Source organism: Rhizobium sp. 768_B6_N1_8 (genome assembly GCF_051811225.1).
Taxonomy (GTDB): domain Bacteria; phylum Pseudomonadota; class Alphaproteobacteria; order Rhizobiales; family Rhizobiaceae; genus Rhizobium.
Genome location: NZ_JBPWPV010000004.1, coordinates 112216 through 128065, shown reverse-complemented (window position 1 = coordinate 128065; position 15850 = coordinate 112216). Strand labels below are relative to the sequence as shown.

Genomic DNA, 15850 nt, shown 5'->3' with positions numbered 1-15850 from the left:
CGCAACCAAGAATAGCTTACTGAAGGAGGAGCAGTAATGAAGAGAAACCTGATCGGCGGCACGGGCCGCGTGTTGTGTGCGACTGCCGTTGCGATGGCTTTGGGAGGTGCGGCAAGCGCCGAGGAGTCGTTCGACCTTGATGCGTTGATCGCGGCTGCCAAGAAGGAAAAGCCGATTACGGTCTATGACAGCACCGGCAAGATCGTCGAAATGGCGAAGAATTTTGCCGCGAAATATGGCCTGTCGGCAGAAGGCTCCAAGGTCAAGGCGTCGGCGCAGCTGGAGATGATCATCCGCGAGGCCCGCGCAAACAACATACAGGGCGACGTGTCGATCGTCAGCGACGCTCCGGCTGCCATGGCCCAGCTGATCCCGCAGGGCTTTGCCGAAAGCTGGCTGCCGCCGGACCTGGCCAAGAACATCCCTGCCGAATATCAGGATCCACTGACGGTCGTCACGAGCGCGAACGTGTGGTCCTATAATACGGCGCTGTTCGACAAATGCCCTGTCGACAACATTTGGGAACTGACCGAGCCGAAATGGAAAGGCAAGGTTGCGATGCAGGATCCGCTCGGAAAAGCGTCCTATGTCGACTGGTTCAACCAGATGGCAAAACATGGCGACGACAAGGTTGCTGCGGCCTACAAGGAGCGATACGGCAAGGATCTTCAGACGGATGAGGCAAGCGCGACCGCAGCATGGGTCAAGGCGCTGGCCGCCAATGCGCCGCTCCTGACCGATGCCGACGCCGCCGCTGCGGACGCCGTCGGCGCCCCCGGGCAGTCTCAGCCCTTCATGGGACTCATAAGCTCGGCCAAGTTTCGCGATAACGCCGATAGCGGCATGAAGCTCGGCCTTTGCAAGGACCTCAAGCCATGGCTCGGCTGGCTTTATCCCGGCGTAGGCCTGATCACGAAGGGCACCGACAGCCCGAATGCCGCTAGGCTTTTCATCCACTACGTCATGACCGCCGAGGGCATCGCACCGCAGGCTATCGACGGCAAGATGTCGACGAACAAGGATGTCAGCCTTCCCGCCGATGAGCCATCCGGGATCGGCGCGGCTCTAGACCAGTTGCTGCCATACCAGATGGCGACCAGTCTTGACGACTGGGATGCCCGCGAAACGTGGCAGGACTTCTGGCGGATGAACTATCAGAAATAACGAGCCGACCAGGGAGGCATATCATGGCCCATTCGAACCAGACAAGATCGGCATGGCGAGGCTTGCTCGCCGGGACTGCGGTGCTCGTCTTCGCGTCCGCCCTTTCGGCCGCGGCCTATGCCGAAGACACGTTTGATCTTAACGCGCTGATAGACGCTGCAAAAAAAGAACCACCCATCACGGTTTATGCAGTCACCGGCAAGATCGTCGATACCGCCCAGGCCTTCTCGAAGAAATATGGCGTGCAGGCGAGCGGCAGGAAGGTCAATGAGGCGACGCAGGTCGAATTGTTGATCCGCGAGCGGCAGGCAGGAAATGTCGTCGGCGACGTCAGTGTGGCAACCGACGTCGCCGCGGCAGTGGGCGAGCTTCTGCCGGAAGGCGTGGTGACAAGCTGGGCGCCGCCGGATCTTCAACAGGATATTCCAGAAAGGCTGCGCAACCCCTTGGTCGTCGCCTCGGATGCGCATGTCTGGACCTACAATACCGAGAAATACGACAAATGCCCGGTGACCAACATCTGGCAACTGACCGAGCCGCAATGGAAGGGCAAGCTCGCCATGCTCGATCTGTTCGACAAGCCGCTCTATGCGGATTGGTTCAACCAGATCGAGATGCATCACGACGTGGATGTCGCCAAGGCCTATGAAGCGCTCTACGGCAAGAAGCTCGACACGAGCAGCCAGAGCGCGACAGCGGCCTGGGTCAAGGCGTTTGCCCAGAACGGACCGCTTCTGTCGGACTCCACCACTGTTGCCGATGCCGCCGGGGCGCCTGGCCAGTCCGACCCTTTCTTCGTGATCACATCGACGGCGAAGTATCGCGACAATGAGGCCAAGGGCCTGAAACTCGGCCTATGCACCGGGGTCCAGCCTTTTTCGGGTTTCCTCTATCCTGGCTTCGGGTTGATCGCCACGCAGACCAAGAGCCCCAACGCAGCAAAGCTCTTCGTTCGTTATCTGATGACCGAAGAGGGAATTGCCCCGCAGACGGTGGATGGAAAGATCTCCGGCAATTCGGCGATTAGCTTGCCGTCCGATGAGCCGTCGGGCATTGCCGCCCATCTCGATGAGCTCATGGCATTCGATGCGTCCACCGCAGCCGCGGATCTCGACAAGCGCGAGGGGTGGCAGGATTTTTGGCGCATGAACTACAAGAAATAAGCCTTAGCAGCCTTTGAGGATCTCCTGGGAGGGAACGATGAACAGAAATGCCAAGATTTCAGTCGCGGCGATTGCCGCCATGGCGACAGCGGTTTTTGCTGTTCCGGCAGTCGCTGGCGATACGGCCGATATCGAAGCTTTGGTCAACGCGGCCAAAGGCGAAAAGCCGATCAATGTCTATGACAGCACCGGCAAGATCGTTGAGATGGCCGAAAACTTCAGCGCCAAATACGGTTTGAAGGCGACGGGCATGAAGGTTTCGGCCAACAGCCAGCTCGAGATGATCATACGAGAAAGTCAATCCAACAACGTTCAGGGCGACGTGGTGTTGATCACCGATGCTCCGGCGGCGTTGGCACAGTTGCTGCCGCAAAAGTTCGTCGAAAACTACCTCCCTGCGGACATGGCCTCCAAGATCCCCAAGCAGTTCCAGAATCCTCTGGCGATCTCAACCAATGCAAACGTATGGGCCTACAACACCGAGGCCTATGACAAATGCCCCGTGGCCAACATCTGGGAGCTGACGGAACCGAAGTGGAAAGGCAAGGTTGCAATCATCGACCCCCTGACGAAGGGCAATTACACGGATTGGTTCAATCAACTCGATGCTCACGGCAGCGATGCAGTTGCTGCCGCCTATAAGGCGCATTTCGGCAAAGAGCTGCAGACTGATGAAAAGAGCGCTGCTGCCGCCTGGATCAGGGCCCTGGCTCAGAATGCCCCGTTGGCAACAGATAGCGACGACCGGATATCGGAAGCCGTGGGCGCACCAGGTCAGAAGGAACCGTTCTTCGGCCTGTTGAGCTCTGCGAAATTCCGTGACAACGAAGACAAGGGTTACAAGCTCGGCATCTGCACCACGCTCGATCCCTGGGTCGGCTGGAACTATATCAAACTCGGCCTGATCGCCGCCAAGTCGCAAAGCCCGAATACGGCAAAGCTCTTCATCCACTATATCCTGACCGAGGAGGGCATCGCGCCGCAGATGAAGGACGGTAAACTGCCGACCAATAGCGACGTCAGGATGCCGGACGACGAGCCTTCCGGCCTGATGAAGGTCGCCGACAAGCTGCAGGCCTATGACACGTCCACCGGTCTGGATGATTTCGACCGGCGCGAGGAATGGCAGGATTTCTGGCGGGTAAACTACACGAAGTAAGAAATTCCGACGTGAAGCGCGGGAACCTGTTCCCATATGACAGACTGGACATGCCGATGCAAAACCCCACTCGCGTCAACCCGAGCCCCGACAATGAAGACGCGCTTAAGCGATCCCGCAGGTTGATGGAAATCGCCAAAGGCGCGGCGCTAGCCGTACGCGAGCCGCTGCTGCAAGCCTTCCGATCCAATATAGACGTCGACTACAAGGTCGATCTCCACGATGTCGTCACCATCCACGATAAGCGTGCCGAGGTGACGATCCGGGCTTATATTCTCGAGCATGAGCCCAATTCGGCGATCATGGGAGAGGAGGGCGGACAGACGGGCAGTGGGGATATTCAGTGGTATGTCGATCCAATCGACGGAACGGCGAACTTTGCCCGTGGGCTGGCATTCTGGTGTGTATCGATCGCCGCCGTCATCGGTGGGGAGGTTGTTGCCGGCGCGATCTTCGATCCAGTTTCCGGAATGATGTTCACGGCAGATCTTGCGGGCGCCGATCTGAACGATCGTCCGCTGCGGTCGCGTGCGGTTGCAGAGGAAGCGCATGCGACGCTGATCACCGGCTATCCGGTGGCGCGGGATTTCCGGCTTGACGGTCGCGAGATCGCACTCGCCAATATGGGTGAACTGGTCGAGACCTTTTCGACGCTGCGTCGTCCCGGAAGCGCCGCTCTCAGCATAGCGCATGTAGCCGCCGGATGGGTTGATGCTGCCGCCGGATTTGGCGTCAACGCGTGGGACGTTGCCGCAGCCACGCTGATCCTGAAGAATGCCGGCGGGCGGTATGAACCGTTGACCCTGGGCAAGGTTCCAGCAGGGGCTGCCGATTTCCTTTGTCCTGGTTACGTCGCTACAGGCGAGGGCGCGCACTACCCGACATTGGAGCGGGTGGCACGGTCCATTTGCGAAAACAGGGTAGCCAGGGCGGCCGCCTAGCAGGATCACCGGCGGTGGCGCATCGGTCGATGCGCAGCCTGCCATCGACCATCACTTTTTGAACGCCGCCTGCCTCAGGGGTAGCTGCCGTGGAGACGACACATGCACAAATCTGAAGCCGCGATTGGACAGGCCGAGAGACCCCTGCCCAAACTGAGCCGCATCTATCAATCGCACCCGCTTTACGGCGTCGATATTTTCATATCGGGAAAGGAGGGGGCAAGCGACCTCGGCCTTCTGCGCCGAAACGGCATCACGACGGTAGTCAACTGCGCCGTCAACCTCGACTTCAATTTCGTGCAGCAGGACAAGATCGTCTCGGATCATGAGGGCAGCGTCTATGGGCCGGGGGAGATTCGCTATTACAAGGTGGGCCTCATAGACGGCGCCGGAAATCCGGATACCCAGATGGTTGCCGCCCACTATATCCTTCGTGCAGCACTTGAACAGATCCTGCCTGACAAACCGTCCTATCCGCTTCGCGAACGTGGCAGCGTTCTCGTCAATTGTCGTGGTGGCCGTTCTCGTTCAGTCGCAGTCGTAGCGCTCTTCCTGCATCTCACGTTGCCAAATGAGTTTCCAACACTGGACGACGCGATCGATTTCGTTCGTCGAAAGCGTGAGTTGCCTATCGACGAATATTATAAAGCGCCGAAGCCAGTTCTCGCAGATGCCGCCCGGCGGGCGGCTGGGTGGATACGGATGATTGACGCCGCAAAATAGGCTTCGTCTGGCAAGGGTATAGCTCCAATGCGGTATCGATCGATATGATAACGAAACTTCAAACTTCCAACAGCCAACCCAAGAACTTGCGTGATCTGAAAAACATGATCGCGGCACGGGTGGTCGTGTTCAACGGGCAGTCGGAACGCGTCATTCGTATCGCGCTCGAAAAACCGGAGTTGATTGCCTTCGGGACATTACAGTCAATCGCCACCGAATGTTCGGTTGCCCCGACGACTATAGTCAGAGTGGCCCGCCTCGCCGGATTTGCAAACTTCGCGGATTTCAAGGCAATGTATCGGCTACACCTCAGGGGCATTGGGTCTGGGGCGGAGAGCCCCCGCCCGCCCCTACCGCGATGTTCTAATCCGGACGGCCTGCCGTGCTCAAACGACTGGCCGCCTTCTTCGGCTTGAGAAGCTTCTTCTTCTCCTCGATGAGCCTCAGCAAGGCATCCTGTATCGGGTCGCTGACCATGTTGGGCGACCATCGCGCGGTCTTCTGCTTGATGAGCTGCTGGATGAGCGGAACGAGATCGCGATCGGCCTTCTCATCGATATCTTCGAAATAGGCCTCCTCCGGACGCACCTCGTCGCCGAAGCGAAGCGACCAGAGAACGATCCCTTCATCTCGCGGTTCCAGGACCACCGCGCGCTCGCGGCGACCCATCACGAGCTTCGAAATCCCGACCACCTCGTCGGATTTCATTGCATCACGGATGACGGCGAAGGCTTCGTTCCCGACGGCACGTCATCCAGTGCCTATTAGACTTTGTAGCTGCTCGTATCTTCGAGCGCGCTGGGATTCGAGATGTTGCCAGTGCCGCGGATCGATTAATGGAGGCCTGCGGGCGCAGGCGCGATCAGGGGGAACCTCGCAATTAATATACTGGTGAGTTCCTCCTGGGTGCGATGGCCGCGATTGAAAAGGTCGATTGCCGCGCTGCAGATTATTTCCGATGTCTTGTCGTCCGGTTTGGCCTTGTAGTGCCTATACCAAGATTGAACGGATAGCGAGAGCACGGCCCATTCGGTTTCTTGGACGCTCGTGACCAACATTCCTCATCTCCCCACAAGTTGAACGCGGCAGCTTTGCAGGGTTTCATAAGTGAGCCTGCAATCCCAGTGACATTGAAGAATATCTCCTGCCATTCAGTGCGAGGTGATCGCACGACCGCTGGAGGCGAGATGCTCTGTAATGGCGCGCCGGATTTCGGTAACCGTGTCGAAGAGCCTGTTGTCCAGGTCGATGACATTGAAGCGGACAGCGATGAATTTGAGGCGGTTTTCGACAGAGACCGCGATCCCGACTTCCTGACCATTGAATACGACAGCTTGCTTTTGCATAACACACCTCGCGGCGCGCCACACGGGAGCACCATCTAGGAAAAGTGGAACAAAGGGATTACGACGCGTCAGCTTGCCGTCGCAGGTCGGTATCAGATCGAGACGAGATCACACGCTCGCTGCACCAATGCGAAGAAACGAAGTCGCACAAACAAAGTCATCATCCTCCCTCAAGCGGGGTCAAACGACCGCTGGGTATCGCCGACAAGGGCCAGTATTTCGGACCTTCTCTGTAAAAAAACGTAGTCGAGAAATTTCGAGTAAGCAACTGATTTTTGTATTTATTTAGCGTTTTGAATCGTATGATAATTACCGCAGGTGCGAAGTAATAAATGATGTACGTTCGTCCGACCCCATCGTACCGCCCTTCGGTCGACACGCGCGCCCGTTCCCGAGTAAGTCACTCAGGTGCGAATCGAGAGCAGAATCAATACGTAGATAGTCGAGCCCTATCTTTAGGTCTCGTTGGAGACATCGCTGGCATTCCAGCGATTTTTCGTGACTACAGGCGGGCTGGTTTCGCTGTCAACTCAGCTGCACTGACCATCATTCGACGAAGTCGCGCCGCACAATAAACAGAGCACGTACGCATACTGAACCGGTACCCGCTTGCTTCCCAATGGGCGAAACCTGATTGATGGCATCCCGGATGTCATTGAGATGTTTAAAGATGAGATCGGACGAAAAGCCCAGGGAAATGCATCGAGAAGGTCAAAAAGGGGTACAGGAACCCCGTCGGGCACCTTCCCGAACCGACACAAGCTCTCTGTCGCAGTTTAAGTGCCTTAGGGCAGTATCCAAAATCCGTATTCGGGATGTCGGCGTCAGCGTCGCTCGAGCGTCCTTGGGAACATCAAGACCGTTCGCCCGCGCACTCGCGTGAACGAACTTTTGCATCAATAGCTCATCCGCAGAGCGAATTCCCACCGCCCCAGTTTGGAAAAAGACCAAAGGAGATAAACGTGTCTACATCAGTGCTCTTCATGTCCATGTCACTGGACGGGTATATCGCGGGGCCCAACGATGAAGTGGGCATTCCCGGCGGCGACGACTTTATGCGGTTGCACGAGTGGTACGGGGATTTTTCCCGACCGACCGGACCGGTCGGACAATTGTGGGACGAATGGAACGCGCCAGGTGCGATTCTGGCGGGTCGGCGAACCGTGGAGCAGGTCGATCACTGGGGCGGTGACAATCACGGTGTCGCGATCTTCGTACCCAGTCACAGGCCGCCCGGGCCATCCGTCGCGAATTATCCGTTGGTCAAATACGTGAGCGACGGGATCGCGAGCGCAATGGCGCAGGCGAAGGCCGCCGCCGGGGACCGGGACGTGTTGATGCTTGGCGCGTATACGGCGCAACGGGCGCTGGAAGCTGGCGTGCTCGACGAACTGCAAATACACCAGGTTCCAGTCTTGTTCGGATGTGGCCGCCGAATGTTCGAAGTCTTACCATCGCGCGTCGAGTTGGAGATCGTTCGGGTGATCGATACACCCGAGGCCACGCACATCCGCTACCGCGTCCGTCGCTGAGCCCGTCGACCCAGCCGTCAAATCGGCCGATCCGTACAATCGATCACCGGGCTGGGAGCTATCGCGCCTAAGAAGCTGGTTGGTCGGTCACAGAAAACGGGGAATCATGGGAGGCGCAGGATCACGAAGCGATTGTAGAAACTCAAACAAAATGACCGGCGGCTACTAGCAAAATCAACAACTTACGGTGAGTAATAAACTCATCAATGTCCCAAAAGTCATCCGATTTTGTCCCAGAATTTTAGCCAATTGATTTTGCTAGCCTATTCGGGACCTAGCCGACGTGTCACATAGTTTTTGGAAAAGGCGGCACGCGGGCCTGGCAATGAGAGTGGCGATGTCCGCTCACGCCCCGTAGCTCTCGGCCGGGACCGCTGCACTCATGCCCAACGTGCAGTAGGGAGAACAATTAAACTCAAATAATCATCGGCGTGTTGGAATGGATGTCACTGACTCCGGATCGCACGTCATAAGCAGAGCTGCATCCTTGCGATGAAGGATCATCTGTCCAATTTGGTCCGTCGGGAACGCGGCCTCGATACCAAGCAAACTCACTCGCTTTTCGAAATCATAACGACCCATCTCGCTTTCTCGCTTGAAACGAGCAGAGGTGATATATTTCTGATTGAACGCGGCAACGTCGCTTGCGGAGATCGACCATGGTCCATCGAAACGTCCGGTAAAAACCTGGAAGCGCTCCAACGCGGGCAAAGTACCTTCTTCAAAACCGAGTATTTTCGTGACGGTTCTCGGTCCAAGGAAAACGCCCTCAACTTTATGAAGAACCTCCCACAGGTCGACGAGAACCGCGTCGCGCATGGATCCGGCGTCCAAGAGATCTATTGTCCTTAGACGGCCGTCGAACACGGCTCGCAACACGTCGTCATGGCCAGACGAAATGCGAGAGCCAAGTAAGCGAATGGTGATCAAACCCGTCGACGCAGTCACGACTCGCGAAGAAAGCCCGCTCTTAAGCTCTAGAACGCTCTGACGCGAGTATCGGGGCTTAAGGCCTTTGCCTTTTGTAACTCGCGACAACACAGGACGAACAATGCCAAGGTCGACCAAACGGCGGAAGTCCGTGACCTGCCATCCCAGAAGTTGGCTAGCGGCTGGCAGCGACATTGAATCGCCCAATATTTCAATTGCATGAGCCGCCGTTTCGGCGTCCACGAAACCGTTGGCGTCAAGCTTAGAATTCGTGGAACGTACAGAGTATTCGTTAAGGTAACGCCTTACTGTATTCCTGGTGAGGCCGGTGCCCAGCACGACTGTTTTCAAACTTGCGGAACCTTTCTCGCCAACGAGCTCGAACACCCGCGAATCCGGAAGCATGACCGCCGTCGCAGTAGCGTGTTCATGGACGATTTTTCTAAAGATGTCGTACTCATCTCCTCGCGTTTGCTCGCTAAGAAGATAATAGAGGTGACCGTAAAGGGCGCGGCCTCCGCGAGTGGTTGATTTCGCGCGTTCGCTTTGTATTCGAGACAGAGCTTCGAATATCGACGGTTTGCCACCGCGCAACGAATGGAAGCCTAGTGCCATTGCGTTCCGCATTTCGGTTTCATTTACGTCAGGTATCTTGAACTCGCGACCCAGCTGCACAGCGAGACCAAATATCTGACAGAGATCGATGCTCTGGGGCAGGGGCATCGCATCAAGGACGACACCGTGCCCACGCACACCTGAAAGACGTTCCGCCACGAATCTTTCGAAATCTGTGGCGTGAAGCAGATTTTCCGCGTTTTCTGAACCCGAAATTGCATCACTCGCGGCATCCATGAACCTATAGAAGTCAGGGACGCGCGAGCGCTCGGTGTTTATGGACGTTAGCCTCCGGCTATGCTTGATGCAGGCGTGAACACTGCGGATCGACCATATCGAGCGTGCATAGCGGCGCGTTCCGGGCTTCCTATCCCTATCGCTATCATCTTCCCTGAGGCAGCAGGCACAGACGCGGAATCGAGAATGCGAAAGAGCAGGGCGATTGTAGATTTCGCCGTTGAACAGATAACGCTGACCGTCCATCGGCTTGATGGCGCGAGAGTGCAGGAGGCTCGGGTCCATGTCGAACAAAACGCCAAGCCGTTCCAATTCCTTATGATCACCGTTGATAATGTCCCGCGAGCTGAGAGCGAAATCCGACAGGAACCCACGAACGCTGTCCCTCCCGTTTACGCGCGACATCCGGCAGAGAAAGCTAAGGAAACTTTCCGTTTCAAACAGGGGGACCCGGAACAGACCAGTCACGCGCGAAGACCATCCGCTGGTCTCGCGGAAACTGAATAGCCGTTCCTCCAGACCATGGTTCTTAAGGTCCAGCCGCGAAGGCTATTCGTGCGCGGTCGCCGTATGGACGATGGCGGGTCCTTCAGTCCTATCCCACCAACAAGACGCCTTGCGCCCCCGCGGCCCTTCAAACCAATCCGCGTGATATCCGCTCGTCGATAAAGCTCGATCTTGAACGGTGTCTCGTCGATTGCTCTCATAATTTTAGCGCTCTCAATTCTCGCGCGGACGACACTGCTCGTGATGTTGTAGTCGGAAGCGATCGCCCCAATACTCGCGAACCGGCTTTCGAAGGTACTCAGCGCTTTTGGATGAACCGCCACCGGGTTGTCAGCGTCGTCGATCCAAGCGGTGATAAGACCGCGTTTGACGACTTCCTTGAAGGCGGCCTGGCTCAAACGGAGCCGCCTGCGAACCGACGCTCCTCCGATTAAGCCCTCCAAATCCAAGGCCCTAGTGAGCTCCGCTGGATTGACGAGGAGGCTATGAATCAGTGGCGAAGTTCCATCGAGCGCGACCTCGGTGACATCGCCGCGCATCACAGCCGACAAAGCATCCGCCAATTCGCATCCGACTTTACTCACGGCCCGCCGAAGCGGCACGAGGCTTGGATCGTATCCGGCGACATACCCAAGAATATTATCTCGAACGCCTTGCAACTGGGCGCGGTGATATTGGTCACGGCGCGTTGAGATACCGTCCAAATCTGGGTTGCCGATCAATCGTGAGATAAGGCCCGAGACAGCGATACTTCCGATCTCCGCTACGCTCAAGCCCATGAGGGCGCTGGCTTGCCGAATGTCGATCGCCGACCTCAGCGCGATCACCGCGATGTCCGCCACTCCCGCCGGGACATGCGAACCTCCGTCCCGCATCAAACCGTGTTGGCGCAGGTAGGCATCGACCATGTCCACCGAAACCCCGCTGGATTTCGCGATATCAATCACGCCCACTTGTCCGGAGGGTGTTGTGATAACGAGGGAAGCCGGTGAAAAGCTTGGGTAACGCGAAATGGCATGCGCGTTTAATATGTCGCCCAGGGCGGTGGCCTGGAAGCGGCCTGATTTCAGCGCGTCAAAGATAGGTCCGTAGAGGTCGTGACCAGATCGAGGTTTCCTTGTCCCGGACCTCGACAAAAGATCGTCGAGGAGCCGAACAACACCAGGTTCGCCCTGTCTTAAAATCGCGAAACCCAGATTGAGCGCATGGCGGCGGTGGTCACGCCGAGTAACCATGGCGCTTCCTCGATTGGCCGCCGACTTTCCGATTTGCTCGCAAAGTTCGATACATGTTGGAAGCGATAGCTTGTCGAGCATGAACGAACACCCTCGGGCGAAGAGCAGCCGCCGCTATGGCCAGGTCGAGCATTTCGGTCGCTTCTGTAAGGCGTTCGCTCAGATGCTGGCCGATTTGGAAGTCAGTACCGCCGAGGCAGGCATCGTTCCGAACTATGTCCTGATGCAGGAGCCAAGTTACAACGCGATCTACGAGGCCTGGCGTCGTCTTCTTGAGGAGGACAAGGTCCTCGACGATTTGTGGGCGTGGCAGGCCGAAACCTGGACCGACTTTTCAGTCCTTGCTGTCGTTTTAGCTCTCAGCGAACTGGAGGAGGCCGAGCTTGTGGCTCAGTCTCCCATCGTCTGGCGGTCAGAAGCTTCCCTGGGCCGATGGTTCGAGCAAGATCGTCCCATTGCTGTGTTCTGGCTGAAAAATACGGGTCGGATCGTTGAGGTGCAATCTCGGCCAGAGTCGCCCGGACGTCTGCTTGCTCTGACCAGAGCCCATGTCTCCCTTCGGATTTCTGATATCCGCTCTGGCGGAATGCCGCGCCGGGTTGCCGTATGGACACCGCACGCACTGTCGCGTGTCGATCTCGGCGATGCGGTTCAGCGAGCAAACGAACGGCTTGTTGAAATCCAGCCATTCAGCCAGACCGAGGTTCTTTTGAACGGGCTGATCCTCACGCCATCGCATGGAGAGTTCGAATCCACAGTCGCGAAAGGCCGCAGGACGAGGGTCGATGGCATCGCCATGGAAGCGTCCGGCGAGGGGCTGCGGAAAGGGCTGGACGCCATCCGCGCTTTCGCTCGCGCCGAAATCTACGCGAACATGCCATGAAAAAGCTGTGCGGCTACGACCTAAATGGATGGTGGGACAAGGCGGCCAGAAACTGGGTCGTCCTCTCCGACGGTGAGGAGAAGGAGGTACCGTCGTCCATTGTTGAAGGTGGTATCTTCAGCGTGGTTGTCGAAACCGGGGCGAAAGCGGATGGTGGCCTCGTTGGGGGCGCCCAAGCTTCAATATCGCCCCATGGCCTTGGTGCTGGTTGGGGTGCGATCGGAGCGTCGGAAAAGCGTACCAGAGTCACGGAACTGTTGAACGCCAATCCACCTCTTGGGCATTTGACGGCTGCCTTAAGAGGAATGTCGTCTTTGGCCGGTTTCGGCGTAGCCAGTCTCGATGACCATTCGGAAACTGATGAACTGCTTCAAGAACGGCTCCTAAGTGCTTTGCGGAAAGCAAAAATATCCACGCCGTTGCTCGTATGGCGATCGGTGCTGGCCACCATTTTCGCTATTGAAAATGGCGCGGTCTCAGAGGGGCAGATCGTAGGGGTGATCTCGCAGGCGGCTGGAGGAATAACGCTGCAGCGCCTTCGTGTCCGGCGGGAGCGTAGTCATGGCGATACCGTGTTGGCGCCGGAACGCAAGTCGGTCGGCAAGTTGATAACGTCCGGATGGGGCTATTCCAGCCTCGCGCTCCGGGCATGGGAAGCGGTTGTGGCTGCCTCTTCCAGTGATCGCACCGAGCATTTGATCTGGGCTCGTGCCCACGGTCGTCTGGCCCTTGGCCTTCCGGTTGAGCCAGAGGCGCTTCGGAAAAACAACGGTGACTGGGAAGTCCTCACGTTGCCAGCTTCGTTGGAATTCAGCGAAAACAGCGACCTGCCTGACCTGCGAGCCGATGTCGAGGGCTGCGATATTCTTTTTTTCGAGACGCTGGCAGTAGGCCAAGTCAAAGATGCCGTGCATTCAGCGGTGTCGAAGAGCGTTGGCCGCGAGGTTCAAACACTAGATGCGAACGCGGTAGCCGAGGGAGCGCTGTTGGCCGCTCGTCGCCTGAGCCGACGCGACCCCATCTATTTCGATTTTTTGCCCCAGATATCGACCATTGTTCAGCGTCGGGACGCCGTCGAGAGTTTTGACCTCGTCGATTCCGAGGAAACCCTCCCGGCTGGCGAAGTTTACCGGAGCCCCAAGCCTGCTCGGCTGGCAATCCAGGCGGGGCAAGATCGATTTTCAATCTTCCTGCGCAAGGAAACCGCAGACTTTCCTCGTAAGGCCGAGGTCAGCATCGGGGTGAAAGTCGACCAGACAATTCCCGTCGAATTATGGGTCGAGCAGAGCCCGGCATCCGGTCGGGCCAAAATTCTGGTCCATTCGCATAAGTTGGGTTATCATTTTCAAGTCGACTGGGATGGCGCGACAGAGCTCGATCAAAAGTGGGACGAGCTGCTTGAGGGGTTCCAGAAGCCCGCACCGACTATCCCGGGCCGACTGGTTCTGCCGTGCGGTATTGATGCCTGGAACGACAGCCCGCGCGGCGATGGCCTATTCACCCTTCTAAAGAAAAATGCCGATAGTCCCGTCGTAGACTGGACCTCGCTGGCCAACCGCCTGTCGGCCCGGCCAGGAGGAAAGTACGCGATTTCGAGCGATGGAATGATCCCGTCTGAAGTCGACGCCGCCTCCATTGAGATGCTTGACCGCCTGGTCGAACGCGCACTCGACGAAGTCCGCAAAGGTGTGAAGGATGGCGGGATCGGGACCCAGTCCATCCGGTTTCTGACGTGGCAATTTCGGCGCTGCCCAACCGACGTGTCAAAGTGGCTTCTCGATGCTTGGGACCGGGAAATTCGGGGACACCCAGTTTTCACTCACGGTGCCAGCTGGAAGCTTGCCTACCAGGGGCTTGGTCGCGTTGCCAGCAACCAGAACATCGAACTTCAGGCGATTCATAAGGTTCTTGGGAAAACGGTCGATACGTGGAAGTGGCAGAAAGAAACTGCCGCGATGGCGTTCTTGCTCTCGCGATCAGAGACAGCACCGAAGCTGCTGACCCGCAAGGACGTCGATCGGATCGCCAAGCGTGTCCTCCACGAGTTCGAAGAGATCCTCGGGTCGACCTATACCCGGTTCCAGTACGCGCCGATGCTGCTGGTCGGATTGCTTCGTTGGCGCGTTGTCGAGCCGTTCGCGCTTGTTGATGGTCAGGATCCGGTAGCTGATAAGCTGGTCAAAGCTGTCGAGAAGACGATAGCCGACCTCCGACATAGAGACCGGGCGAAACCGCTGGCAAAGTACGGCCGCATCCTGGAACAGGTGCTGGAAGAGCTGCGCGGCGAGGGGTCGAACCCAGAGCTGCTGCTGGATATCTATGGTGGTGCGGATGGCGGTGATGCTGATTGATCGGGGGCGTAAGCTCGTTCGGATCTATAACGCAGAGGGCGCATGACAACTTACCTTTTAAAAATCAACTGCGAACTCCACCTGGGTGGTGCGGAGCCAAGGCCTAAGCAAAGCTCGAATTGGGAAAACATTAGAGTGACCTTTCCCAATCCGTCGCGCATATCGGGCGGCCTTGGGCAGCCTGTCGCAAACGGTGACCAACTTGTCGTTTGGGCTCATGAAGATCCTGGTTTTGGGAGCGGTCTGGGTCTTACAGCGGAAGGCATTGCCAATGACGTCACCGTTGATGGCAGTTCAACCTCCGCGACCCTCACCAGCGTTGCCTTGTTGACCCCGCACTACAAGCTACGTGGCTGGCCCGGTGGATCTTCCGAAAGCGTTGCTATCGATCATCTTTTGAGTCACAGACACCTGCGATCTTACGAGCTGGAAGATGCGGAGTTGGCGGAATTTCGCTCTGTGATCGCAGACTTCATTGCTGCTAAGAAGACGCAGTTGGCCACGCCATCATATATGTCTGACGAGGAGAAGGCTCTGCTCGCGGATAGCTCGGCGGTCCTTAATGGTTTTGAACGGCGGTTCACTCGGCAAGAGGCTCGCCCGGATCAAGCCAAATTCAGGGCAGCGCTGATGCAGCTTTACAAAGGGCGCTGCGTCATCAGCAGATGCGGCATACCTGAAATTTTAGACGTAGCGCACATCGTTCCATTTTCGGAGTCTGTCACCTTCAGGAACAACACTCGAAACGGGCTCGTTCTTCGGACAGATCTCCACACATTATTCGACAAGCTTCTCCTATCGATTCATCCTCAGAGCGGGATCGTCATGGTGTCGCCGAAGCTAAAGACCTCAACATACCATCAGTTTGAAGGACGCAAGATCGTCCACTTTGCCGCCAAAGAGTTCTTGAGAGCGCAGTATTTAATGTTCAAGGCCGCGCTGAACTCGGATGTAAACGGTCAAGCTGAGATGGTGGATCCTATCCCAACTCCCCTCTGACGCGTGAGGCGCAATCCCTAACAGCCGCTCTGGAAACGGTCGGAGCCGCTTCATTGTCCCTGACG

The 15850-nt window shown here is 57.1% G+C and carries 13 protein-coding genes and 1 pseudogene; 9 read left to right on the top strand and 5 right to left on the bottom strand.

The genetic code is table 11. The annotated features are described in order from the left end of the window. Positions 1 to 36: 36 nt before the first annotated feature. The 5 genes from AB8B33_RS37755 to AB8B33_RS37735 all read left to right on the top strand — a co-directional run bounded on the left by AB8B33_RS37755 (position 37) and on the right by AB8B33_RS37735 (position 5150). Positions 37 to 1164: an ABC transporter substrate-binding protein gene (locus AB8B33_RS37755; protein ID WP_130763070.1), complete on the top strand. Its 1128-nt coding sequence runs from the start codon at positions 37 to 39 to the stop codon at positions 1162 to 1164. Between the two features lie 23 nt (positions 1165 to 1187). After that, the gene (locus AB8B33_RS37750; RefSeq protein ID WP_130763069.1) at positions 1188 to 2327 is read left to right on the top strand and encodes an ABC transporter substrate-binding protein; all 1140 of its coding nucleotides are present in this window, start codon (positions 1188 to 1190) and stop codon (positions 2325 to 2327) included. 79 nt (positions 2328 to 2406) lie between these two features. Next, positions 2407 to 3486 (top strand): ABC transporter substrate-binding protein, encoded by a 1080-nt coding sequence (locus AB8B33_RS37745; protein WP_390890667.1) that lies wholly within the window; start codon positions 2407 to 2409, stop codon positions 3484 to 3486. 56 nt (positions 3487 to 3542) lie between these two features. Then, complete coding sequence (locus AB8B33_RS37740) at positions 3543 to 4427, top strand: inositol monophosphatase family protein (protein ID WP_130763067.1); 885 nt, start codon at positions 3543 to 3545, stop codon at positions 4425 to 4427. A gap of 102 nt (positions 4428 to 4529) precedes the next feature. Next, positions 4530 to 5150: a dual specificity protein phosphatase family protein gene (locus AB8B33_RS37735; protein ID WP_130763066.1), complete on the top strand. Its 621-nt coding sequence runs from the start codon at positions 4530 to 4532 to the stop codon at positions 5148 to 5150. 396 nt (positions 5151 to 5546) lie between these two features. On the opposite strand, the pseudogene AB8B33_RS37730 reads toward AB8B33_RS37735, so the two are convergent. From AB8B33_RS37730 to AB8B33_RS37720, 3 genes and pseudogenes are all read right to left on the bottom strand, one after another. Further along, positions 5547 to 5897: pseudogene (locus AB8B33_RS37730) on the bottom strand (Ku protein); the annotation flags it as partial. A gap of 86 nt (positions 5898 to 5983) precedes the next feature. Continuing rightward, complete coding sequence (locus AB8B33_RS37725; RefSeq protein WP_130659482.1) at positions 5984 to 6208, bottom strand: hypothetical protein; 225 nt, start codon at positions 6206 to 6208, stop codon at positions 5984 to 5986. Positions 6209 to 6301: 93 nt separating this feature from the next. Beyond that, positions 6302 to 6496 carry a hypothetical protein gene (locus AB8B33_RS37720; protein ID WP_130659481.1) on the bottom strand — a complete coding sequence of 65 codons (195 nt, stop codon included), beginning with the start codon at positions 6494 to 6496 and terminating at the stop codon, positions 6302 to 6304. Between the two features lie 974 nt (positions 6497 to 7470). Between AB8B33_RS37720 and AB8B33_RS37715 the strand changes: the two genes are divergently transcribed. Then, positions 7471 to 8028, top strand: a complete 558-nt coding sequence (locus AB8B33_RS37715) for a dihydrofolate reductase family protein (protein WP_197727796.1) — start codon at positions 7471 to 7473, stop codon at positions 8026 to 8028. Between the two features lie 423 nt (positions 8029 to 8451). Here the strand turns inward: AB8B33_RS37715 and AB8B33_RS37710 are convergent, their stop codons facing one another. Together AB8B33_RS37710 and AB8B33_RS37705 are read right to left on the bottom strand one after the other, a co-directional pair. Beyond that, positions 8452 to 10278 (bottom strand): TniQ family protein, encoded by a 1827-nt coding sequence (locus tag AB8B33_RS37710; protein WP_165418297.1) that lies wholly within the window; start codon positions 10276 to 10278, stop codon positions 8452 to 8454. Further along, on the bottom strand, positions 10275 to 11633 hold the full coding sequence (locus tag AB8B33_RS37705; protein WP_439019363.1) for a hypothetical protein: 1359 nt from the start codon (positions 11631 to 11633) through the stop codon (positions 10275 to 10277). The genes AB8B33_RS37710 and AB8B33_RS37705 overlap by 4 nt, the downstream gene beginning before the upstream one ends. Between AB8B33_RS37705 and AB8B33_RS37700 the strand changes: the two genes are divergently transcribed. From AB8B33_RS37700 to AB8B33_RS37690, 3 genes are read left to right on the top strand one after another with little or no spacing between them, the layout of a single operon-like run. After that, a complete protein-coding gene (locus tag AB8B33_RS37700; RefSeq protein WP_439019362.1) occupies positions 11623 to 12435 on the top strand; it encodes a hypothetical protein in 813 nt (270 codons plus the stop codon). The two genes, AB8B33_RS37705 and AB8B33_RS37700, sit on opposite strands and share 11 nt — an antisense overlap. After that, a complete protein-coding gene (locus AB8B33_RS37695) occupies positions 12432 to 14786 on the top strand; it encodes a hypothetical protein (RefSeq protein ID WP_130763059.1) in 2355 nt (784 codons plus the stop codon). The genes AB8B33_RS37700 and AB8B33_RS37695 overlap by 4 nt, the downstream gene beginning before the upstream one ends. A 42-nt stretch (positions 14787 to 14828) precedes the next feature. Beyond that, on the top strand, positions 14829 to 15785 hold the full coding sequence (locus tag AB8B33_RS37690) for an HNH endonuclease (RefSeq protein WP_130738698.1): 957 nt from the start codon (positions 14829 to 14831) through the stop codon (positions 15783 to 15785). Positions 15786 to 15850 lie beyond the last annotated feature (65 nt).